The sequence below is a fragment of the Candidatus Methanoperedens sp. genome (assembly GCA_027460535.1).
In the GTDB taxonomy this organism is placed as follows: domain Archaea; phylum Halobacteriota; class Methanosarcinia; order Methanosarcinales; family Methanoperedenaceae; genus Methanoperedens.
The window spans coordinates 34,819-54,178 of sequence record JAPZAR010000020.1; the positions used below are offsets into that span (position 1 = coordinate 34,819).

At 43.4% G+C, this 19,360-nt stretch carries 23 protein-coding genes; 13 read left to right on the plus strand and 10 right to left on the minus strand.

The window, feature by feature from the left end:
- The first annotated feature begins 152 nt into the window (after positions 1-152).
- The 3 genes from O8C65_08175 to purE all read left to right on the plus strand — a co-directional run bounded on the left by O8C65_08175 (position 153) and on the right by purE (position 1,103).
- Positions 153-326, plus strand: a complete 174-nt coding sequence (locus tag O8C65_08175; GenBank protein MCZ7356894.1) for a DUF5371 family protein — start codon at positions 153-155, stop codon at positions 324-326.
- A gap of 6 nt (positions 327-332) precedes the next feature.
- Entirely contained in the window at positions 333-587 is a 255-nt protein-coding gene (locus O8C65_08180) for a hypothetical protein (GenBank protein ID MCZ7356895.1), read from the plus strand.
- Between the two features lie 129 nt (positions 588-716).
- A complete protein-coding gene (gene purE, locus O8C65_08185) occupies positions 717-1,103 on the plus strand; it encodes a 5-(carboxyamino)imidazole ribonucleotide mutase (GenBank protein MCZ7356896.1) in 387 nt (128 codons plus the stop codon).
- Here purE and O8C65_08190 read toward each other — a convergent pair.
- Complete coding sequence (locus O8C65_08190; protein MCZ7356897.1) at positions 1,081-2,058, minus strand: restriction endonuclease; 978 nt, start codon at positions 2,056-2,058, stop codon at positions 1,081-1,083. The genes purE and O8C65_08190 overlap by 23 nt on opposite strands.
- A gap of 273 nt (positions 2,059-2,331) precedes the next feature.
- On the opposite strand from O8C65_08190, the gene O8C65_08195 reads away from it, so the two are divergent.
- Positions 2,332-2,466: a hypothetical protein gene (locus O8C65_08195; protein MCZ7356898.1), complete on the plus strand. Its 135-nt coding sequence runs from the start codon at positions 2,332-2,334 to the stop codon at positions 2,464-2,466.
- Between the two features lie 133 nt (positions 2,467-2,599).
- Here O8C65_08195 and O8C65_08200 read toward each other — a convergent pair whose 3' ends face one another.
- The 4 genes from O8C65_08200 to O8C65_08215 all read right to left on the minus strand — a co-directional run bounded on the left by O8C65_08200 (position 2,600) and on the right by O8C65_08215 (position 6,220).
- The gene (locus tag O8C65_08200) at positions 2,600-4,516 is read right to left on the minus strand and encodes a hypothetical protein (GenBank protein ID MCZ7356899.1); all 1,917 of its coding nucleotides are present in this window, start codon (positions 4,514-4,516) and stop codon (positions 2,600-2,602) included.
- Positions 4,513-5,277 (minus strand): hypothetical protein, encoded by a 765-nt coding sequence (locus O8C65_08205; protein MCZ7356900.1) that lies wholly within the window; start codon positions 5,275-5,277, stop codon positions 4,513-4,515. The genes O8C65_08200 and O8C65_08205 overlap by 4 nt, the downstream gene beginning before the upstream one ends.
- A 193-nt stretch (positions 5,278-5,470) precedes the next feature.
- A complete protein-coding gene (locus O8C65_08210; GenBank protein MCZ7356901.1) occupies positions 5,471-6,004 on the minus strand; it encodes a zinc ribbon domain-containing protein in 534 nt (177 codons plus the stop codon).
- Between the two features lie 12 nt (positions 6,005-6,016).
- Positions 6,017-6,220: a hypothetical protein gene (locus O8C65_08215; GenBank protein ID MCZ7356902.1), complete on the minus strand. Its 204-nt coding sequence runs from the start codon at positions 6,218-6,220 to the stop codon at positions 6,017-6,019.
- 41 nt (positions 6,221-6,261) lie between these two features.
- On the opposite strand from O8C65_08215, the gene O8C65_08220 reads away from it, so the two are divergent.
- From O8C65_08220 to O8C65_08230, 3 genes are read left to right on the plus strand one after another with little or no spacing between them, the layout of a single operon-like run.
- Positions 6,262-6,795 carry a MogA/MoaB family molybdenum cofactor biosynthesis protein gene (locus O8C65_08220; GenBank protein MCZ7356903.1) on the plus strand — a complete coding sequence of 178 codons (534 nt, stop codon included), beginning with the start codon at positions 6,262-6,264 and terminating at the stop codon, positions 6,793-6,795.
- Positions 6,796-8,163 carry an MFS transporter gene (locus O8C65_08225; protein ID MCZ7356904.1) on the plus strand — a complete coding sequence of 456 codons (1,368 nt, stop codon included), beginning with the start codon at positions 6,796-6,798 and terminating at the stop codon, positions 8,161-8,163.
- A 12-nt stretch (positions 8,164-8,175) separates the two neighbouring features.
- Positions 8,176-8,655 carry a Mut7-C RNAse domain-containing protein gene (locus O8C65_08230; protein ID MCZ7356905.1) on the plus strand — a complete coding sequence of 160 codons (480 nt, stop codon included), beginning with the start codon at positions 8,176-8,178 and terminating at the stop codon, positions 8,653-8,655.
- A 16-nt stretch (positions 8,656-8,671) separates the two neighbouring features.
- Here O8C65_08230 and O8C65_08235 read toward each other — a convergent pair whose 3' ends face one another.
- The 3 genes from O8C65_08235 to O8C65_08245 form a co-directional block, all read right to left on the minus strand.
- The gene (locus O8C65_08235; GenBank protein ID MCZ7356906.1) at positions 8,672-9,886 is read right to left on the minus strand and encodes an FAD-dependent oxidoreductase; all 1,215 of its coding nucleotides are present in this window, start codon (positions 9,884-9,886) and stop codon (positions 8,672-8,674) included.
- 186 nt (positions 9,887-10,072) lie between these two features.
- On the minus strand, positions 10,073-10,900 hold the full coding sequence (locus O8C65_08240) for a ribonuclease Z (protein MCZ7356907.1): 828 nt from the start codon (positions 10,898-10,900) through the stop codon (positions 10,073-10,075).
- Positions 10,901-10,972: 72 nt separating this feature from the next.
- On the minus strand, positions 10,973-11,104 hold the full coding sequence (locus O8C65_08245) for a hypothetical protein (protein MCZ7356908.1): 132 nt from the start codon (positions 11,102-11,104) through the stop codon (positions 10,973-10,975).
- Positions 11,105-11,499: 395 nt separating this feature from the next.
- On the opposite strand from O8C65_08245, the gene O8C65_08250 reads away from it, so the two are divergent.
- Complete coding sequence (locus O8C65_08250; GenBank protein MCZ7356909.1) at positions 11,500-11,883, plus strand: transcriptional regulator protein; 384 nt, start codon at positions 11,500-11,502, stop codon at positions 11,881-11,883.
- A gap of 151 nt (positions 11,884-12,034) precedes the next feature.
- On the opposite strand, the gene proB is transcribed toward O8C65_08250, so the two are convergent.
- Both proB and O8C65_08260 read right to left on the minus strand, forming a co-directional pair.
- The gene (proB, locus tag O8C65_08255; protein MCZ7356910.1) at positions 12,035-13,180 is read right to left on the minus strand and encodes a glutamate 5-kinase; all 1,146 of its coding nucleotides are present in this window, start codon (positions 13,178-13,180) and stop codon (positions 12,035-12,037) included.
- A complete protein-coding gene (locus tag O8C65_08260) occupies positions 13,177-14,532 on the minus strand; it encodes a glutamate-5-semialdehyde dehydrogenase (GenBank protein MCZ7356911.1) in 1,356 nt (451 codons plus the stop codon). The genes proB and O8C65_08260 overlap by 4 nt, the downstream gene beginning before the upstream one ends.
- Positions 14,533-14,787: 255 nt before the next feature.
- Here O8C65_08260 and O8C65_08265 point away from each other — a divergent pair, with 255 nt between their 5' ends.
- The 5 genes from O8C65_08265 (at position 14,788) to O8C65_08285 (ending at position 19,352) form a co-directional block, all read left to right on the plus strand.
- Positions 14,788-15,741: a cytochrome c3 family protein gene (locus O8C65_08265; GenBank protein MCZ7356912.1), complete on the plus strand. Its 954-nt coding sequence runs from the start codon at positions 14,788-14,790 to the stop codon at positions 15,739-15,741.
- A 45-nt stretch (positions 15,742-15,786) separates the two neighbouring features.
- Positions 15,787-16,236: a multiheme c-type cytochrome gene (locus O8C65_08270; GenBank protein ID MCZ7356913.1), complete on the plus strand. Its 450-nt coding sequence runs from the start codon at positions 15,787-15,789 to the stop codon at positions 16,234-16,236.
- 12 nt (positions 16,237-16,248) lie between these two features.
- A complete protein-coding gene (locus O8C65_08275; protein ID MCZ7356914.1) occupies positions 16,249-17,019 on the plus strand; it encodes a 4Fe-4S dicluster domain-containing protein in 771 nt (256 codons plus the stop codon).
- Positions 17,016-18,188: a polysulfide reductase NrfD gene (gene nrfD, locus O8C65_08280; GenBank protein ID MCZ7356915.1), complete on the plus strand. Its 1,173-nt coding sequence runs from the start codon at positions 17,016-17,018 to the stop codon at positions 18,186-18,188. The genes O8C65_08275 and nrfD overlap by 4 nt, the downstream gene beginning before the upstream one ends.
- Positions 18,189-18,386: 198 nt before the next feature.
- Complete coding sequence (locus O8C65_08285) at positions 18,387-19,352, plus strand: hypothetical protein (GenBank protein MCZ7356916.1); 966 nt, start codon at positions 18,387-18,389, stop codon at positions 19,350-19,352.
- The last annotated feature ends 8 nt before the right edge of the window (positions 19,353-19,360 follow it).

Consider the following 19,360-nt stretch of genomic DNA (forward strand, 5'->3'; position numbering starts at 1 on the left):
TTAGAGTCATACCCTGTTCAAACATTAATGGTTACAAAACCTTTCGCCTGTACTCTATGCGGGTCATACCTATTAATATTTTCATACAACGAAAATCCTCCAATTAGCTCTAATCGAAAGCTTTATACATTATTACTCTCATTATTATCATTATGGTGTGTCTACTATTATATGGAGGAAATGACGTAATGAAGATAGTCCACGTACAATCGGTGCTTCCACAGGAAGATGTAGTTGCATTGAAGCAAAAGACCGGTGAATCCTCCATTAAAGAAGCTATTTCAAAAGCAGTATATCATTATCTGAAATGTGACGATGAGGAATAATATACGATGCAAATTCTAAAGTATATCACATCTTTCCAGATTCAAAGCCAGGAGACAAAACATATCAATATTTCTCTTGGTTTCGAAAGAAATGGATCGATAGGATTATATTTCCAGGATACTGCTGAACTTGGACAGGATTCCAACTACATCAATGAAACATCGTTTCCAAACAGCGGTTTGCTGGCAAGTGGAAAGTATTCATTGTGGCTTTCCATGTTCTCAAGGCATGTGAAAATGTCCTTTGAAGATGATGAATAAAACGAAGGAAGCTGAAAATTGGGGGATCGGTCATCCCCCCACCTCTTTATATAACTCTTACTTTCAGATTTTTCATATATCAAGTTTAGATTAAAAAAGATTTTATGGTTTATTGACCTTTAATGGACTATGGTAACAGTAGCAATATTGATTGGGTCGGAATCAGACAGGCATATAGGAGATCGTGCATCGGAAATTCTCACTAAAGCCGGAGTGGAGCATGAGATAACCGTTCTTTCCGCCCATAGAAATCCTCATGAACTTGATATTTATGTTACGGGGAGCGACGCAGAGATATTCATAGCTATCGCCGGGTTGTCTGCAGCGCTGCCTGGGATGATCGCCTCACGCACAAGAAAACCTGTCATAGGCGTACCTGTTAGCTCAAAACTTGGAGGTCTGGATGCTCTTTTATCCATAGCTCAGATGCCGCGAGGGGTGCCTGTGGCGTGTGTGGGAATTGATAACGGTGAAAATGCAGCACATCTTGCACTCAGGATACTCGGGAAGACCTGACCGCAGTTTCTATCTCGGATTTCCAGGTTTTTGCATCTTCTACCGCAAGTTCTTTGGATTCAATGCTTTCTCCGGTTATAAAAAGGACGAGCTTTGAATTACTAAAGATCAGTCCATTTTTAACGTCCACCCCACTTATGCGATAAAGAGGCATCTGCCAGATATTCCCATTTTCCCTAAAAAAAAGGCGCCTGTTAGTCAGTATGGTGGTTCGTGCTCCACTTCTTGAATACTTAATGAATTTTTCAACCTGCCCTGGCAACAGGGGCTTCACCCGATCAAGAATATCCATTATCCTCCCGTTGCCTTTGACAAGGTATGTCTTGATATTTTCCCCGCCTATGAACAAAAGTATGCCGTCCTTTTCTTGCTTAGCCCCAATTATTTTTGATATCGCTATTTTATGCTTCAATGAAGAGTTTTTGCTAAGGAAGCCAATCTCTTTGAGAAACATATTCCTATTGCTCAGGACGAGTTCAAACCTGGTTCCTTTGATGCTGACCGGCTCTCGCAGCAGTATCTCCTCGTTGTCATGCAGCAGGAGGTCGGTTTTGCTACCGTTCACATTTATTTCCCGGCCGGATTCGTTATTCTCAGGAGGAAGGGCTAAAAGATACCTGTTGAGCATTCCGACCAAAACATCCCCGCATATCAGTTTGACGTTATACTGATCTGCTTCATCAATGGCATCCTGCGTGAAATAGCCTGTTGTTACGATTATCACCCCGTCCACACGGTCACGCATTCTCAGGCTGCCATATTCCCGTACCTCACGCACGCCTACACTGCCGTTATATTTCTTTGCCTGCACAATCCATGAATGGGATATTCCAAAATGCTCAAGTTTTATCAAAATATCCACTCCATAGTCCCGGGAACGCTGTGTCACCTGGGTTGCATACCCCATTGCTTCGAAAAGGTCGCCTAAGAGAAGCTCAAAATCGTAGGGATCCATTTTCTTTAGGCTGTCAAGTGACCACATTTATACAGTCCTTAATGCAGGCGAGACTGCTCTCGTGGCGGCTTTAAGATAATGATATCCGGTCCTGCCCAGCTGGGTCCGAGTTCTTTTTTTCATTGCTCCTTTACCTCGTCTTAATAGGTAAATTTCTACATAATATCAATGCGCTTATTGATATATCCTCTTCATAACCATGTACAGAGAAATATTGCTTTACTGCTTTTTTTGTCCCGGACCTAATCCAGCTCCCGCAGGTCGGAGACAGATATGCTATACTTGACTGACTTCGGCTGGATATTGGACTGGAAAGAAGTTATAACTCCAAATGTTCATGTCACTCTTAAAATCAGACTTAAGCCGTGGGTCATCGGGGATGACTGTGCGGCTCGGATAGGGAATTAAAATTTTATTTTCTGGTGACACTATATTCATCATTGAACTCGTTATTTTCCTTAAAATTTGCGAAATAAAAGCATTTTAACTTTTTCAGGCCGATCCGTACTGGTTTTATCCTTCTGCCGGCACATTCGAGAGGTTATCTAATGCTCACATTTGCAATATTTTGCGAGACGAACATGTATATGGACGCATTTGTTGAGTTGTAGTCCAGGAGCATGGTGGAATCGGACGACGGCTGCCTGCCTGCCGCGTAAGCCTGAAAGAAAGACACATCTCCATCCGGTGCCATTATCTGGATGTAGTGCTGGGTAATCTCAGAAAGACTTCTGTTTGTATCATAATTGAGCGTGATAGTTGGATTGTCCCATCTGACATCGAGTACGCCCTTTCCACCCGCTTCCTGGTTGGTTAAATTTGCAGCTAATAACAAACCATAATTGCCCGTGATATTAAAATATGTTACATCTATAGGACTATTGGAAATGTTATTCCATATCAGTGGAGTCGTCTCGTTAAATGGTGTCGTTTGGTATATCTGTTTTATAGTCCCGTTAGGATCTATGAGGAATACACTGTAATTATTTAATTCACTGTAAGTCCAGCTGCCTCCAGCTCCAGTGAACCGCGCAACCTTAAAGCTGAAGTTTAGAACAGCAGAAACAGGGGTTCTATTGCTCGTGAAATTAGGTGAACGCCAGGTGGTTCTTGAAGTTACTAAATTTGGTGGAGACACTAAACTCATGTTGGAAGAAAGCGAGCCAAGAGGGGCACCCACACCATCTGTAGTTATATTGGTGCCTACTACAGTCCCGCTAGCACCAATGGCGGTATTTGAAAAAACCCAGGACTCATTGCTTTTATTGAAGAACCATTTATACGGCGGGGGATTGCTAGGCCACGAAAAATTGGAACCATTAAAATATTTTCCCGGAATTTTAACAGTTCCTGTGCCGACATCTTTCTTATTATAACTTAAATTAAGACTAGTGCTCAATAAATCCACGTCAAGGTAGACGTTTCCAGTTTGCCCCTGCACCACAAGCTTGCCAGTACCATCCCAGGTCTCAGCTGGTAGTAAATATCCAGAACCATCGTCCTCATAACCAGCAAATATATCAATTTTGTTCCCAGGATTGGTACCTCCCTTAATATGGAATATCAATGTCTTTGTCCCTGAAGAAAAGTATATATCCCAATCAAGGATGCCACCGTAAGGCACTAACCTGAAGCTGAAATCATTTACCGGAGTGGGATTGCTGGGATCAAGCCCCCTTAAAGTAATGGGGTTGGTTATTGGATTATTAGATCCAAATACAGGCACAGTTGAAAGTTTTATGCTGGCTGTACGGGTTGTTGAATTTGTGCTGACTGTTGCATATTTTAGACTTCTGGCATATTCGGCCCATGCATCATAGAAATCGCTTGTAACATTCACATAAACTGCTCCGCTGCTGCTCTGGACCGGATTTGTCATGTTCGGAACGCTTGCATTTGGGTACAGTATCAGAGGGTTATCCTTTTTAAAGAAAACAGAAGCAATCCCCTTCCCACCAGCCGAGCCATTACCTCTAATATTGATATCTGCAATGGTTAAAGTAACACCATTATAATCAAATTTTGGAGGAGATTGCATCGCAGAAGCAGATGAGTGGTATTTCGACCACACTCCACCTCCTTCGTAAGCTACTATCCAGTCTCCATTGCGATAAGTTACCTTTCCCATGGGTATTGTAACAATATCATTTATTTTCTCTCGTTTTATTGTTATGTAACTTTCTCTGCCTGTACTATTGGGTTCAACTGTAACGGCTCCTCCTCCAAGATTCATATTAACTATCTGGCTCGGCGATTGCCCAATTATTGCCTGGGTTGCATACATGTTAAATATATTAAAGGTCTGCTCAGCATTCTTAGTACTTAACATATCCTGCAGGTTGTAGATCGTAGACATGCTGAGCACTGTTATCATGCCCACCCCTATGAGAGTCAAGCTCAGTATTAATAAATGACCTGTAACCTCAGACTCTCCATTTTCAGATCTTAGGAACATCATTCGATCACCGTGTCCATCTGGATGTTCAGTATATAGACGTCCACATTGGGTGTATTGAGTCGAGCGGTACATTCATTGGGGTTACAGCTATCCCATTTAAGTTTGCTTATGAAGTAATCCTTCCAGGCGTCTGAGTAGCTGCTAGCGATTGTGACCGTGATATTGCTCATATTACCATAAAAAGCGATACTCTGCACCCCTTTAACTTTAACATTTATTATACCGCTGCCTCCTGCAGATGAATCTCCGCTTACATATACAACTGGCACAAAAAGGATATTGTCCTGTCTGGCTAAAAGAGGCTCATAAAAATTGAGTACGGCACCGTCTGGATATTTTGCCCATGCCCCAGTTCCCTCATAAGCAATAACAGTATCCTCTGTTGAACTTTGAATGCTGCGCATTTGCTGATCAACCAGCGTTATTGTTTGGCCGGTTGAGTTTTTCGCTGTTATATTGATCGTACTGTTGCCTGTAACACTGACCGTTCCTCCGTCCACCTTTAATTCCATGCTCTGCGAAGGTGCCTGTCCGAGCACTATTTTATTGATATTAGCTGCAAGTAGAATAAAGCTCTGCTTGGTGTTTTCTATAAGTATGTTCTTCTGGGTATTTTTTAATACTGGATAGCCTGCAATTCCTATAATGCTTAAAGAGAGTATGAGAATTCCAGCAAATATGACAAAATCCATCACCTCAGATACCGCATCCTGGGATTTTAGAAAGTAAATTATCCTGGAGAGAATTTTCGTGAAACTCATACCTAATCAAAAGTATTGTATGTATACTATTTAAAATCTATCATTACAATTATCATAATTATATGATTATTATTATTATCATAGACAAACATTGTCTGGAATCTAATTTGTGGAACGCTCATTTTAAGAAAAAATAGCTAAGGTTGAAGAATAATTTTTGGCCTACTGAATGGAAGGGTAATTCTCTCGAATACTAATTGAATTCGTTCCTAATGACCTCATTTTCCGGAAGAGGCGACCCGCACCTGCCGCAATACTTATTCGATCCTGGATTTTCCCAGCCGCAGGAACATCTTTTCTTTTCCTCGGCTATGATATACTCCATAAGGTCTGAAAATCTGCCCCTTTTTTTATATAAGATATTCCAGAGGGAATAAACCGGAACCAGTGCCAGAATGAAAAAAATAATATTATATGCACCATGCGGCAGAAGGCCTGAGAAGGGTGTGAACATCCCGAAAAGAGTGAGTACAACGAGTAGAAAAACGAGCCCGGATACTGCCGACCTGGTTTCAGGGTACCCCGGCAAAGCTATACTCAGCTGGTGATTGAAATCCTTCCTGAATCTCAACAGAACGACGATCACCAAAAGGGAAAGGATAAAATCCAGAGCCAGATAAATTGTCCCAACATCCTTGAGAGTGAGGAGTGCAACGAGCTTAACAACCACGATCAAAATAAAAGCGGCTATGGCGTCCATCACAGGTCTGTATAATTCCCTATTCATGCCTTCGCTCTCTTAATCTCCTGCATGATTGATATAGGCATCCGTCAATCCGAAGCAGCCGGTGAGCATCATATCCCCAAAAGGCGCTGCAAACCTGAAGGGAATCTGTGTCTGGGAAGGCAGTACCATCTTGACACAGTTCTCGATATTTCTTTCGCTGTCGAATAGCAGTATGTCCTGTGTTCCCATTCCAACATCAACGGCAAGAAATCTCATTATAAATACATTCATATATCCTTCAGGATATAAGAACCCTTATGGACATACCGCGGCTTCACAGAGAAAATTCGCAAAGGCCTTACAAATGTGCAATATTAACTATAAGCACCTCACGGTACGAGAAATATGGTAACGTTGACCGGCCGGAACGAGCCGAGGATGCTTCAGGAAAACTTATCTGGGGAATGGTCGAGGTACAGGGGAGCGAGGTGGTGCATTACGAGCTGCTCCCTGATAATATTGATATGATCCGGGAAGCATTGAAGAGGGGCCTTTATTCGGAAGCCGATGTGATATTATCGACCGGAGGAACAGGTCTCTCCCCCGCAGATGTGACCATAGAAGCCGTGATGTCATTTTTTGAAAAAGAGATGCCCGGTTTCGGGGAACTGTTCAGGCAGAAAAGCATAGAACAGATAGGAAACGCAGTGATGCTATCCAGGGCAATTGCAGGCGTATCCCGCCAGAAGGCGATATTTTGCCTTCCAGGCTCGCCAAATGCGGTTAAGCTTGCCCTTGAACTTGTTCTGCCCGAGATGGGGCATATCCTTAAACATGTGAAGGGACTGTGAATGGAATACAAGTGGAAAGCGATGTTCACTATCTGGATAGGCATTTTTATGGCCACACTGGATACGAGCATCGTGAACGTGGCTCTTCCCACGCTCACTGAATACTTCAAGACCAATATAACAACTATCGAATGGGTAGTCATGGCATACCTGCTGACGATCACAAGCCTTCTCCTCAGCCTCGGAAGGATTTCTGATATGGTCGGAAGAAAAACGATATTTGCTGGTGGAATTGCCCTTTTTACGATAGGGTCAGGATTGTGCGCGGTTTCAGCAACTGAAAACCAGTTGATATTCTACAGGATAGTACAGGGCATAGGGGCTGCTATGCTGATGGCTACCGGGGTTGCGATAATCACGCATGCATTCCCTCCAAGGGAGAGAGGCAAGGCAATGGGTCTGATAGGAACAGTAGTCGCCATAGGTTCAATGGCCGGGCCTGTAGCAGGCGGGTTTCTGATAGAGCATGTGGGCTGGCAGTCAATTTTTTATATCAATATACCTATCGGGATTTTCGGTACGGCGATGGCAGTCCGAATTCTCCGGGAGGAAGAAACCACGCAGGGGCAAACCTTTGATGCGGCGGGCGCTCTTACCCTTTTTATAAGTCTCATCTTGTTATTGCTCGCTTTGAGCCAGGGCCAGGAATTCGGCTGGAGTTCATATTATATTACTTCGCTTTTCATCCTCTCGTTCGTATTTTTTGTGTTATTTATTATTGTTGAGAACAAAGCCAGGCATCCCATGATGGAACTGCGGCATTTCAGGAACAGGCCGTTCGCAGCCGCCAATATCAGTGCGCTTATAAGTTTTATGGCAATGTTCAGCGTCATCCTTATGATGCCTTTCTTCCTGGAAAAAGAACTTGGATACTCACCGGAGGACGTAGGTATTGTGTTCCTGGCAGTGCCGCTTGTGATGTCTGTTATATCCCCGGTGAGCGGCTGGCTTTCGGACAGGACGAGCTCGTATGTGCTGAGTTCAATCGGAATAGGGATATCAAGCTTATCCATACTGTGGCTAAGTTCCATGGAATCGTCAGCGGGTTTTATCGACGTCACGTCGCGTCTTGCCCTTCTCGGCCTCGGACTGGGATTGTTCCAGGCGCCGAATAACAGCATAATAATGGGTTCGCTCCCAAAGGAACAGCTGGGTATTGCAGCAGGTACACTGGGAACCATGAGGAATATGGGCATGGTTATAGGCATAGCGGTTTCTGGGGCAGTATTTTCTAACAGGTATGTCTATTATGGAAATGTTGACGGTTCTTTCCTTCCGGCATTCCATGATACGTACGTCGTTTCTGCGGTCATATGCGGGATCGCGGTGGTGACATCGCTTGTCAGGAGCAACCCTAAAAGCTCATAAGACAAATTATTTATGAAATTTATAATGGACAGGATGCTTGGTAGGCTTTCGCGATGGCTTCGCCTTCTGGGATACGACACTCTTGGGATCGGGAAGCAGGAGAACGAGGATGAATTTCTTTTCAGGCTGGCAGAAACTGAGGGGAGGGTCCTGGTTTCCAGGGACAGGCTTCTCATCAGGAAGGCCATGAAAAAGGGGATTACCTCGTATCTGATACGGTCTTCCGAGATCACTGAGCAGCTCAAGGAGATGCACGATGAATTCAATATCAGATTCGAACCAGAGATGGACAGGTGTACATTATGCAATTCAGCTATCAGAAAGATAAAGCCCGGTGAGATGTCGCTTGTTGAAAAGAAAGATTATGTATACCAGTTGAGGCTTGAGAGCGGGACAGAGTTCTGGATATGCGATAATTGCGGGCAGGTTTACTGGCAGGGAAAACACTGGAAGAATATTATGGAGACAGTGGAGAAGTTAAAGGTCAAATGATTTGATTCTGGTTGTTTCAGATTATTAGCTCTTCCATTTCAACATCCCTGTTGCGCAGCGAAAGTCTGGATACCTTGAACCTTGTCCCATCCGCAAGCATTGCCTCTTCATGTCCCTGTAATCCTGCGGCCGCGATCCGCCCAATGGCATCGGCTTTCATTATGCCGCTCCCGGAAGTTCCGCTCACCCATGTCAGATTGGACACGGATTCGATAACCGGGGTCATGTCAGGCCAATGATAGTCATAGTATCCTGCCCATTTGAGAGACAGCGTGTACCCCAGAAGCTCGGGGAAATAGTGATTTAAAACCGGCTCAATTGCCATGTGAAAATAGAGAGGATCCGGCTCGAGATCGGACATCAGGAATGGCTGGCCAAGGTCGTCTGCGCAGCCAATAATCAGCAGATTTCTATCAAGTATAGGTTTGATATAAACGCCTCCCGCAGGCAGGATAATAGCAGGTGAAGAATTCTTGTTGACCAGGAGTTGGGCCGGATCCGTAATACTCAGTGCGAAGAGCTGGCGCTTTTTGGGAAGTATGCCTGAGGCGATACCGATCGGAGCGAGTAGATCATGCGTCCATGCCCCGGTAGCAATAACAAATCGCGTGGCCTGATAGGTATCGCCATTCTGATCCATGATCCCGCTGACTTTAACTCCATCCCATGGAGCGTAGCGGCTGTTCTGACCTGTCAGAATGAAGCTTTTAATATCGGTATTGAAACGGACATGTCCACCTAATGATTCAAACCCGGAAGCATAATGCTTTGCAAGAGCCATCGCGGAGATGGAGCCGCACAGATGGCAGTATATCCCTTTATGAACATCGGGGAAAAAGCCTTTTGCTTCGGTATTCAGCCTGAGAATATCAAATAATCCTGTTCTGTCCAGTACTTCGAATCGGTCATTTTTCGGATCAAGGGGCCGTATGGCTTTTTGGGATTTTTTCCATTGCTCTTCGGAAAATAGCCAGAGATAACCTATTGGGTCTATCTGGACCTTATCGCCAAGTTCCAGATAATACTTGATGGAACTGCCTGCAAGAATCCTGCTTATGGAAGATGAGAAAAAGTTCCGGTAAAGAGCTGCGCTCTTTGCCGTATTCCCTGCACCTGCGGTACGGTTCTTATCAATGAGCAATATCTTGCTCTCAGGTTGTGCACCTTTCAAATGATAGGCAGTAGAGCTTCCTACGACCCCTGCACCCACAATAATGTAGTCATAGTTCATGTGCACTCGCAGTACTATCCCAGAATGACAGTAAGGATTAAGTATTTTTCTTTTTCACCCTGCAATACGACTTCAGTTTTTGGCATTGGCGGGAATGAGCTTGAATTCTGATGAATGCCGATGGCATTCAGTCGCGATTGAAGAATAATTACCATAGAGTTGGTTCTTGCCAATACTGTCAATATTTTATATTTCAAATTGCATATCATCAAGTGTGGTAATCGTATTATGGAATATTTCTCTCGCTTTCTCCTCGGCTTCTTTCCTCTGCCGTAATGTCTGGTAGATATTTGCATCGAAGTGCAATAGAACCATTTTTTTTGCTTTTGCCTCTTTTGCTATCCGCGCTGCCCCTTCAGGATTCAAATGCGGCCAATTGTCATTATTATATCCACTCTTAAATGAACATTCTGTAATCAGGAGATCAGAATTTCGCGATAATTCTTTTGCATTTTCACAAATACCGGTATCAGCGCAATAAGCTATTATTTTATCATCCAGTTCAAATCGATATCCCATACATTTTGCAGAATGAAACAGGAATCGACATTCTACTGAAAATGGAACTTCATGGCGCCCTTCAGGAAGATCATGAATATCAACTTTGAAAGGCAATTTTGAAAACGGAACCGTGTAAGGCGTATTGATTATTCTGTCAAGTATATCTTTTGTACCCTCCTGTCCATAAATGTGCAGTCCCTGCCGGAAATTGAATTTATTCAGAATGTGCAGGCCGATGATGTGGTCAAGATGGAAGTGGCTGAGAAAAAGGTATATCGGTTTCCTGCTGGTGTTGACAATATACCGGTCTATTTTATAAAATCCATTGCCAGCATCAAGAATAATAAAGTGGCTATTGGTTTCTATGAGGGTGCATATAGTGTTTCCAGTATCTGTATCATACCATCCATTAGTTCCGAGAAAGCTAATTTTCATATCATCCCTATTTGCACAAACATTTAGAACGCCATCCTTATCATGAGAGCTGTCACTATGAGCGTAACTCTTCCTCATTCGTTAAAATTCTGGGTATGTTTTCTTAAAGTCTATCTTCTCCAATTATTTCAATAACATATTGAATTAAAGCTAATTCTCTAAGGATTTTTCAAGTTCTATTTTTTTTATAGCTGTTTCATGTACAATACTGAACTGGCTTTTCCTTTCGTTCCATGTGTGTTCGGATGCTCTGTTAACAAGACCGCTCCAGAATAAATCCATATATGTCACCTCAATTAAGAATTGTTCGGTAATTATAAAGGGAATATCCAAGCGGGGTGAAACTAATCATGACCCAAGGGTTCATAGATACTGTATAAAAAATGTAATTCCAATCGAAGTAATACAGCTTGGAATGATTTCGGATTTGCATATTGATTCATTCAATTTTACATGAATCAAACTAATCTTTTTCAAATAGTGCATTTAGGATTCTTCTGATCTCTTCAGCAGTTCCCTCTAACAAATAATAATAGAAATTTTATCAATCTTTATAAAACTATTTTCTGTAATTTCTGCTTTTTTTGAGGTGAATATTAGTGAGTAAAAGATAACGTATCGAAAGATTAATATAATAACAGTATGACTTATTGCAAGAACTAATATGGGAAATCATTATGGAAAAACGCAATATTAAACAACTCGATGATAAGCACGAGGAAATTGCCGATGCACTTATTGCAATTGGTATGAGCAGGAATATTGCCAGAACTCTGAGCTATCTTCAGAATGTGGATAATGCTACATCGGTAGACCTGGAAAGAGTGGCCAGATTGTATCAGCCCGAAGTAAGCATTGCAATAAAGCAGCTAAAGGAGCGGGAATGGATAAATGAGCGTGAAGAGAAAAAGGTGGGTAAGGGAAGACCTTATAAGATATACTCGCTTAAAATCGGCTTCAATGATATAATCTCTCAGCTTGAAAACCAGCAGAGGGAAGCGGTTAATGGAACGCTGGAAAAGATTGAGAAATTGAAGGAATTGAGGAAAGATCAAAGATAGCTTTTTTCTGTCGCCTGACCGGATTGGAATTTCATTTTCATATTTTCTGGGGATCCTATAATCATGGGTCCTCATTATAGCACTTCCAGGTATGAGCAAGATATAGAGTGAAAATCACGCCCAACTCCCAAAATAAATGTGAACTCAAGAATTACAGCAGCCCTATATTCGTCTTCCTGACAACTTCATCGTAATTCTTGTATCCGAGTACTTTTTCTATCATATCGGAGTGTTTTCCCTTGATCTTATTCAATTCGGATGAGGTATAATCCGTGATACCCTTAGCAAATACCAGCCCATCGCTTTCCATCTCGATAATATCACCTCTGTCAAACGGGCCGGTGACATCGATGATCCCGGAAGGTAAAAGCCCTCTCTTGTTCCTTATCGCCTTTTCCGCACCTTTATCCACGATAAGCTTTCCAGAAGGTTTCGAGAGGATTATCCAGCGCGTTCTGTTCTTGTATTTCCCATCCTTTGCAAGGAAGAGCGTTCCGATGTTTTCTCCCTCCACGATCTTCATTACCCCATCATCAAAGTTGCTGTTGGCTATAACCATGTGGCATCCAGCTATGGATGTTATCTTGGCAGCCTCTATCTTGGTCCTCATGCCCCCAACGCCTTTCAAACTTGTAGGACTCCCGCCGTAGCTCTCGATTTCAGGCGTTATCTTTTCTATTACGCTTATTAGCTGCGCATCTTCATTTTTCTTGGGGTTCTTATTGTACAAACCATCTATATCGGATAACAGTATCAGAAGCTCTGCCTCGACCTTGCTTGCCACCATTGCAGAGAGCTTGTCATTATCCCCGAAGGTCGCTTCTATCTCATGCACGCATATCGGGTCGTTCTCATTGATTATAGGAACTACACCGGCTTCCAGGAGAGCCGAGATGGAATTCCGAAGATTAAGATAGGTCATACGGTTCGAGAAGGCTTCATAGGTCAGCAGTATCTGTGCCACCTTGAGGTCGTATTTATTGAAGGCTGCCATCCATTCCTGCATCAGGATGTTCTGGCCTACAGCAGCGGCGGCCTGCCTGAGCGGGATTTCCCGCAGGGGCGCTTTCATCTTCAGTTCCTCGCATCCTATCCCTATGGCACCTGAACTTACTACGATCAACGTTTTTCCTTTCTCCCTGAGTTTTGCCACCTGGCGGGCGATATTTTCTGTCAGCCTGCGGTTGAAAGTTCCATTTTCGCTGCTCAGAGATGACGTTCCGATCTTAATGACGATCCGTTTGATGTCCTTAAAAAGCTCTCTTCTATCAACCTTACTTTCAGGAACCGTTTTCATACTCTGCTCATTTTATCTGAAAGTCTTAAATTTAACTTCTTATGGGTATATTTACGGGCTTCCTTGCCGACATAATCAGCAACCTTGTTGCCATTCCCAAGCAGCACATATTTGTAGATCAAAAGCCCTTCCATCCCAACAGGGCCTCGGGCATGGATTTTGTTCGTGCTGATACCTACTTCTGCACCTTTTCCGTATCTATAACCATCTGAAAAACGTGTGGAGGCGTTCCACATGACACTGGATGAATCTACAAGCTCGATGAACCTGGCAGCATTACTTTTATCTTCTGTGACAATGGCATCGGTATGATGAGAACCATATTTATTGATATGCTCAATTCCTTCATCCAGTGAATCCACTATCCTGATGGAAAGGATCAGGTCGTTGTACTCGGTTCTCCAGTCTTTTTCTGTGGCATGAAGCACGGCCTTCAGGAACCCCATTTTCGATAGGATTTCGAATGACCCATTATCGCACCGCAGTTCCACCCCTGCGCCGTTGTAACGCTTTCCCATCTCAGGCAGGAACTTTTCGGCGATATCCCTGTGCACAAGCAGTGTTTCCATGGCATTGCAGACTGCTGGATATTGGACCTTTGCATCATAGCATACGTCGTAAGCTTTAGTCAGGTCCGCGATGCTGTCAACGTATACATGACATATACCTGCGGAATGACCGAGCACAGGAATCCTCGTGTTATCCTGAATGTATTTGACGAATTCATTCGAGCCCCTTGGAATTATGAGGTTGACGTACTCATCGAGTTTCAGCATTTCGTTGACCTCTTCCCTGGTTTCCATGAGCGCAAAAGCACTTCTCGGCATGCCTTCCACATTTTCGATCGCATCCACAAGCAAATCAAAGATAGTCCTGTTGGAATTTGAGGCTTCGCTTCCGCCTTTGAAGATGGTGGCGTTCCCACTCTTAAGGCAAAGCGACATTATCTGCGGCACTACATCCGGGCGTGATTCGAAGATGACCCCTATCAATCCAATCGGGCAGCTGACCTGGAAAAGCTCAAGACCTCTGTCAAGCTCAAGGGCTGAAAGGGTCTTTCCAACCGGATCTTCAAATTTGATTACATCGTTTATCCCCGCGATCATCTCGTCCAGTTTGGGATCGTCCACTTTCAGCCTTTTGATAAGAGCCTCTGAAAGTTTATCGGCCTCAGCAAGTTTTTCAGCTGCAGCAATGTCTTTCTTATTAGCTGAGATTATTTTTTCTCTGTTCGAGTCAAGGGCTTTTGACATTCCGGCAAGGGCTTTGTTCTTTATATGAGAGGGGACGCTTGCAAGCTGGATGGAGGCGTTTTTTGCGAGTTTTACTTTTGTCAGGATGTCTTTCGTCATATTGATAACTGCTGAATATATTCGGGTTACTTTTACATCATTTTAATTCATATAGATATTGTTTCATGATACAGGTTTGAGATGACATCGATTTCGATTCATAATATTCACTATGCATTGGCTCTCTGTCCAAAATACGGAATAACACCAAAAGTTATATATATAGATTAACAAATTGTGTTGGTAAAAAATGGATAGGTCTAATAAGGAAGACATATATTAAAACGAATCACGAAAACGGGTAGGTCTGAAAAAATGCAAGTAAAATTTAGTACAATAACTTTTTTAGTATTAACGGGAATCCTGTTCTTGATCCCACAGGCTGTGGCTTCTGAAAATTCATGCATCGATTGCCATAAAACATTATCTCCATTCCTTGAAGTACAGAAACAGTTTAACCAGATAAGGATAGAGCATCTTGAGAGAAACGTTTCCTGTTCACTCGAATGCCATGAAGACAGGGTAAGGCAGCTTGCTACCGCAAATTATCAGCAGTGGTCAGAGTCACTTCACGGTCTGAAGGGAATAACATGTGAAATGTGCCACGGGGGAGATCCAAAGCAAGCCTCAAAAGATCAAGCGCATGTTGGTATCAAGAAACCTACCGATCCTGAAAGCCCGGTGTATTATACCAACGTCCCCCAAACGTGCGGTAAATGCCATTCAAGAGAATTGGATAATTTCCAGACCAGCAAACATTATCAGAAGCTGGAGGCATTACAAACCGCCCCGACGTGTACCACTTGCCATGCACCTCATACTTTCAAGGTATTGAATCCGGAAGAGTTCAGGAATTTCTGTGGTACCTGCCATTCAATTTACAAAAAGGTCGCACCATACGACATTCCTGCCCAGGCAGACTACCTGCTTGGGAAAGTGAACAAGTTAAAATTCAATATCGATATGACCCAGCAGGATATCTTCTTTGCCAAGAAGAATGGGACTGACGTAACACAGGCGCAGATGCATACAGATAATGCGATCAATATGGTTCAAGCTCTTGCGCCCATGTGGCATGAGTTCAATCTCACGCATTTTGAAGATCAGGTGGATTTGGCCAACAAGGAAATAAATCAGGCCGAAGATATTGTCAAACCGACACCAGGTCCATCAATAACAGAGACTCCCAAGGCCCCTGGGTTTGTGGGATTAGCAGGAGTTATCTCATTGCTGGCTGTACTGTATATATTAAGAAAGAACAGGGAATAAAAACTTGATAAAAACGATATTCGGTCACATATACAGGTGAAATTAATGCAGCCACACTTGAAACGGGCTTTTATGCTGTTGTTCATTGCAATAATCGGGTTTATATTCGTAAGATCCCTGATAGTTCCCGAAACCTTCGGTCAGTACGGGTGGTACAGGGGTAACTCTGTTAATGATCTCAGAAATCTACCCGTAGAACATGCAGGCTCTGCAAGTTGTGGTGAAGAAAGTTGCCATACGACTATCTATTCGATCTGGAGCACCTCAGGGCATAAAACAGTCAATTGTGAAACCTGCCATGGAGCTTCGGAGAACCATGTCAGTAATGTAAGGATAATGCCTACGCCGGCAAACGCTTCAAGGGATTTCTGCGGCCTGTGTCACTTTAAGCGGATATCACGACCCTCTGATTTCCCGCAGATAGATCCGGAATCCCACGGTGAAAATTTACAATGTACTTACTGCCATAACCCGCACAAACCGTGGTTCGTATAAGGGATGATTAACATGAGCTTATCAAGACGAGAATTCACGAAATTCGGATGCAGGGTTATCATAGGGGCAGTAGCGGGCAGTGCTGTTGTAGAATCGATTGTAACAAACGGCAGTGCAGCCAAGGATCCCCCCCCTGCTGAATATGATTGGAACAAGCATTACTGGGGCTATGTCATCGATACCCGAAAATGCATAGGATGCGGCAGGTGCGCGAGAGCATGCAAGCTTGAGAACCATGTCCCTTTTGACGAACCCGTTTACAGGACATGGGTTGAAAGATACAGGGTCCTGAAAGAGGGGGAAGTCAAAATAGATTCACCCAATGGAAGCATAGATGGGTTTACGGATGATATCCCGGACGATGAAATCAAAAAAGCCTTTTATGTTCCCAAGATATGCAACCATTGCGACAGCCCACCCTGTGTTCAGGTCTGTCCCGTTGGGGCCACATATGAGACAAAGGATGGGGTCGTGCTTGTAGATTATGATTACTGTATCGGCTGCCGCTACTGTATCCAGGGGTGCCCTTATGGTGCCAGATATTTTAACTCTGAAAGGAAGACAGCTGACAAATGTACCTGGTGCTATCACAGGATCACAAAGGGTCTTCTGCCCGCCTGCGTACAGGCATGTCCGGTGGGCGCCAGGATATTTGGGGATTTGAGAGATCCAGACAGCGCGGTCAATAAGATCCTGGATAAGGAAAGGATCAGTGTTCTTAAAATTGACCTGGGAACGAAACCCAAGGTATATTATGTTGGATTGGACATGGATGTGAAATGATGGAGAGTTTGATCTGGGGATACATATACCCAAATGAAGCTGAAATACAATGGAGCGTACTGATCGTATTATATCCATATATAACCGGGCTCGTAGCGGGAGCTTTTATCGCATCATCGCTGTATCATGTTTTTGGAAAAAAAGAGATAAGGCCTGTTGCCAGATTCGCGCTACTTACGGCACTCTCTTTCCTGTTAGTCGCGACAATGCCGTTGCTTACACATCTTGGGCATCCAGAGCGAGGGATCGAGATCATGTTCACCCCTCATCTTACCTCCGCAATGTCGGGATTTGGATATATATATTCGTTTTATCTGATTGTGGTCGTGCTTGAAATCTGGTTATCCTTCAGAGAGGACATAGTCAAGATGGCCCATAATTCCAGGGGATGGAAAGAACTATTATACTCGGCGCTGGCTCTTTTCTCATACGATATTTCAGAAAAGGCCTTGCATCAGGATGAAAAACTCGCCAAAAGGCTTGCAATAATAGGAATTCCTTCCGCAGCTTTCCTTCATGGATATGTGGGTTTCATATTTGGTGGGATCAAGGCGAATCCCTGGTGGTCTACCCCGCTTATGCCTCTCATATTCCTGATGTCAGCCATTGTATCGGGGATAGCTCTTCTGATCCTGCTGTATATTGCGGCCATGAAGATACGAAAACATGCTATAGACCACAAATGCCTTCATTCACTGGCACATTACCTGTGGATTTTCCTGATATTGGACTTCACACTGGAAATGCTTGAGATCATCAGCATGAAATATGAGTCGCTTGAGCGGATCGATATAATCAACAGGCTTCTTTCCGATAAGATCGCCACTACTTTCTACGGTGTTCAACTTGGATTGGGTATTTTCATCCCGTTCATTCTTATTCTTCTGGTGGGTATGATGAAGAATCGTGAAACGCTGAAGATGATAATGATCGCGATTTCATCCATTTTTGTCGTGATAGGCGTGTTCGCGATGAGATGGAATGTTGTAATTGGAGGGCAGGAGATCTCAAAGAGCCTCAGCGGAACCCTTACCTATGTTCCGGTTTTCTTCAGCCAGGAAGGTGTGCTGCCAGCGATTATAATAATGATAATTCCTTTCATCATCCTTTTAGTTGTAACGTACATACTTCCACCATGGAAAGATATGGATGAAGAGGTTGCGGAATAAATTTTAAAAGACAAAAAAATTCACTAATCGTAAGGTATTTATTGTATTAGATCGTCAGATTATTAAAATTTGCCAGATTGAAAAACGGGTACTAGGTTTTGGCTTATAGGAATTACTTGAAGATAGGATATTTAATGGAAGATATGAATATTTAGGAAGATAGGATATTTATCATCACAATAACGGTGGAAGCGAAAAATGTTTTTGAAAACAAGAAGACAAAAAAATACATGCATACGGATTTCCCTTTGCTGCTTATTCCTTGTATATTTCGTGGGTTCTGCAGGGGCATCACATTTAGACGTTCTCAATAACTCATGCGTTGACTGCCATAAGGCTTTGTCTCCTTTTACAGATGAGCAGAAACGATTTAACGAAATAAGAATTAATCATACCGAAAGGAACATATCATGCTCTCTTGAATGCCATGAGGATGTCATTAGGAAAAGAGCTTCGGATAATTTTCAGCAGTGGTCAGATTCCACCCATTCAATATATTATGTCACATGTGACAAATGCCATGGCGGGGATGCGCGCGCGAACACAGAATCGGGAGCCCATGCCTCAATGAAAAATATAACCGACCCGAATAGCACCATTTATTTTAAGAACATCCCGGAAACATGCGGGAAATGCCATACTGCAGAACTTGACCATTTCAAGAACACCATGCATTACCAGAGATTGAGATCCACATCACAAGGTCCATCCTGTACAACCTGCCATCAACCTCACAGTTTCAAGGTGCTCAAATCCTCGGAGCTGACCAATCTGTGCAGTGCTTGCCATAATTCAGTAGATCAGATAGCAACAGCGAGCGTTCCGCAGGATGCAAAAAAGGCTCTCGAAAAGGCGGGTGAATTCCAGGCAGAGGTAATGAAAGCGAAAAATGCCATTGCCGATGCCAAAGCAAAGGGAAATGATATATCTTCAGCACAGATGAATCTGGACAAGGCAAATGCAGTACTGGATGAGATTCCTTCCCTGTGGCATGGATTTGATCTGAAGAACTTTGACGAGCAAATCCAAAGCGGAGTGGATTGGGCCAAAAAGGCGGAATACGAGGCTTCGGGCGCAGAACCCACGGTGCCGCGAGCTTCATGGCCAGGGATAGTCCTGTTGTTCGGGATTTTTGCGATAATATATTTGATAAAGAAACGGTGAAAGGTACA

Bases quoted from the DNA above. Each gene is read 5' to 3' on its own strand.
- O8C65_08270 (MCZ7356913.1), top strand. From the start codon at position 15,787: ATGCAGCCACACTTGAAACGGGCTTTTATGCTGTTGTTCATTGCAATA.
- O8C65_08200 (MCZ7356899.1), bottom strand. From the start codon at position 4,516: ATGATGTTCCTAAGATCTGAAAATGGAGAGTCTGAGGTTACAGGTCAT.
- purE (MCZ7356896.1), top strand. From the start codon at position 717: ATGGTAACAGTAGCAATATTGATTGGGTCGGAATCAGACAGGCATATA.
- O8C65_08240 (MCZ7356907.1), bottom strand. From the start codon at position 10,900: ATGAGGAAGAGTTACGCTCATAGTGACAGCTCTCATGATAAGGATGGC.
- O8C65_08235 (MCZ7356906.1), bottom strand. From the start codon at position 9,886: ATGAACTATGACTACATTATTGTGGGTGCAGGGGTCGTAGGAAGCTCT.
- O8C65_08205 (MCZ7356900.1), bottom strand. From the start codon at position 5,277: ATGAGTTTCACGAAAATTCTCTCCAGGATAATTTACTTTCTAAAATCC.
- O8C65_08210 (MCZ7356901.1), bottom strand. From the start codon at position 6,004: ATGAATAGGGAATTATACAGACCTGTGATGGACGCCATAGCCGCTTTT.
- O8C65_08245 (MCZ7356908.1), bottom strand. From the start codon at position 11,104: ATGGATTTATTCTGGAGCGGTCTTGTTAACAGAGCATCCGAACACACA.
- O8C65_08260 (MCZ7356911.1), bottom strand. From the start codon at position 14,532: ATGACGAAAGACATCCTGACAAAAGTAAAACTCGCAAAAAACGCCTCC.
- O8C65_08180 (MCZ7356895.1), top strand. From the start codon at position 333: ATGCAAATTCTAAAGTATATCACATCTTTCCAGATTCAAAGCCAGGAG.
- O8C65_08225 (MCZ7356904.1), top strand. From the start codon at position 6,796: ATGGAATACAAGTGGAAAGCGATGTTCACTATCTGGATAGGCATTTTT.
- O8C65_08285 (MCZ7356916.1), top strand. From the start codon at position 18,387: ATGTTTTTGAAAACAAGAAGACAAAAAAATACATGCATACGGATTTCC.
- O8C65_08220 (MCZ7356903.1), top strand. From the start codon at position 6,262: ATGGACATACCGCGGCTTCACAGAGAAAATTCGCAAAGGCCTTACAAA.
- O8C65_08175 (MCZ7356894.1), top strand. From the start codon at position 153: ATGGTGTGTCTACTATTATATGGAGGAAATGACGTAATGAAGATAGTC.
- proB (MCZ7356910.1), bottom strand. From the start codon at position 13,180: ATGAAAACGGTTCCTGAAAGTAAGGTTGATAGAAGAGAGCTTTTTAAG.
- O8C65_08275 (MCZ7356914.1), top strand. From the start codon at position 16,249: ATGAGCTTATCAAGACGAGAATTCACGAAATTCGGATGCAGGGTTATC.
- O8C65_08230 (MCZ7356905.1), top strand. From the start codon at position 8,176: ATGAAATTTATAATGGACAGGATGCTTGGTAGGCTTTCGCGATGGCTT.
- O8C65_08190 (MCZ7356897.1), bottom strand. From the start codon at position 2,058: ATGGATCCCTACGATTTTGAGCTTCTCTTAGGCGACCTTTTCGAAGCA.
- nrfD (MCZ7356915.1), top strand. From the start codon at position 17,016: ATGATGGAGAGTTTGATCTGGGGATACATATACCCAAATGAAGCTGAA.
- O8C65_08250 (MCZ7356909.1), top strand. From the start codon at position 11,500: ATGGAAAAACGCAATATTAAACAACTCGATGATAAGCACGAGGAAATT.
- O8C65_08215 (MCZ7356902.1), bottom strand. From the start codon at position 6,220: ATGAGATTTCTTGCCGTTGATGTTGGAATGGGAACACAGGACATACTG.
- O8C65_08195 (MCZ7356898.1), top strand. From the start codon at position 2,332: ATGCTATACTTGACTGACTTCGGCTGGATATTGGACTGGAAAGAAGTT.
- O8C65_08265 (MCZ7356912.1), top strand. From the start codon at position 14,788: ATGCAAGTAAAATTTAGTACAATAACTTTTTTAGTATTAACGGGAATC.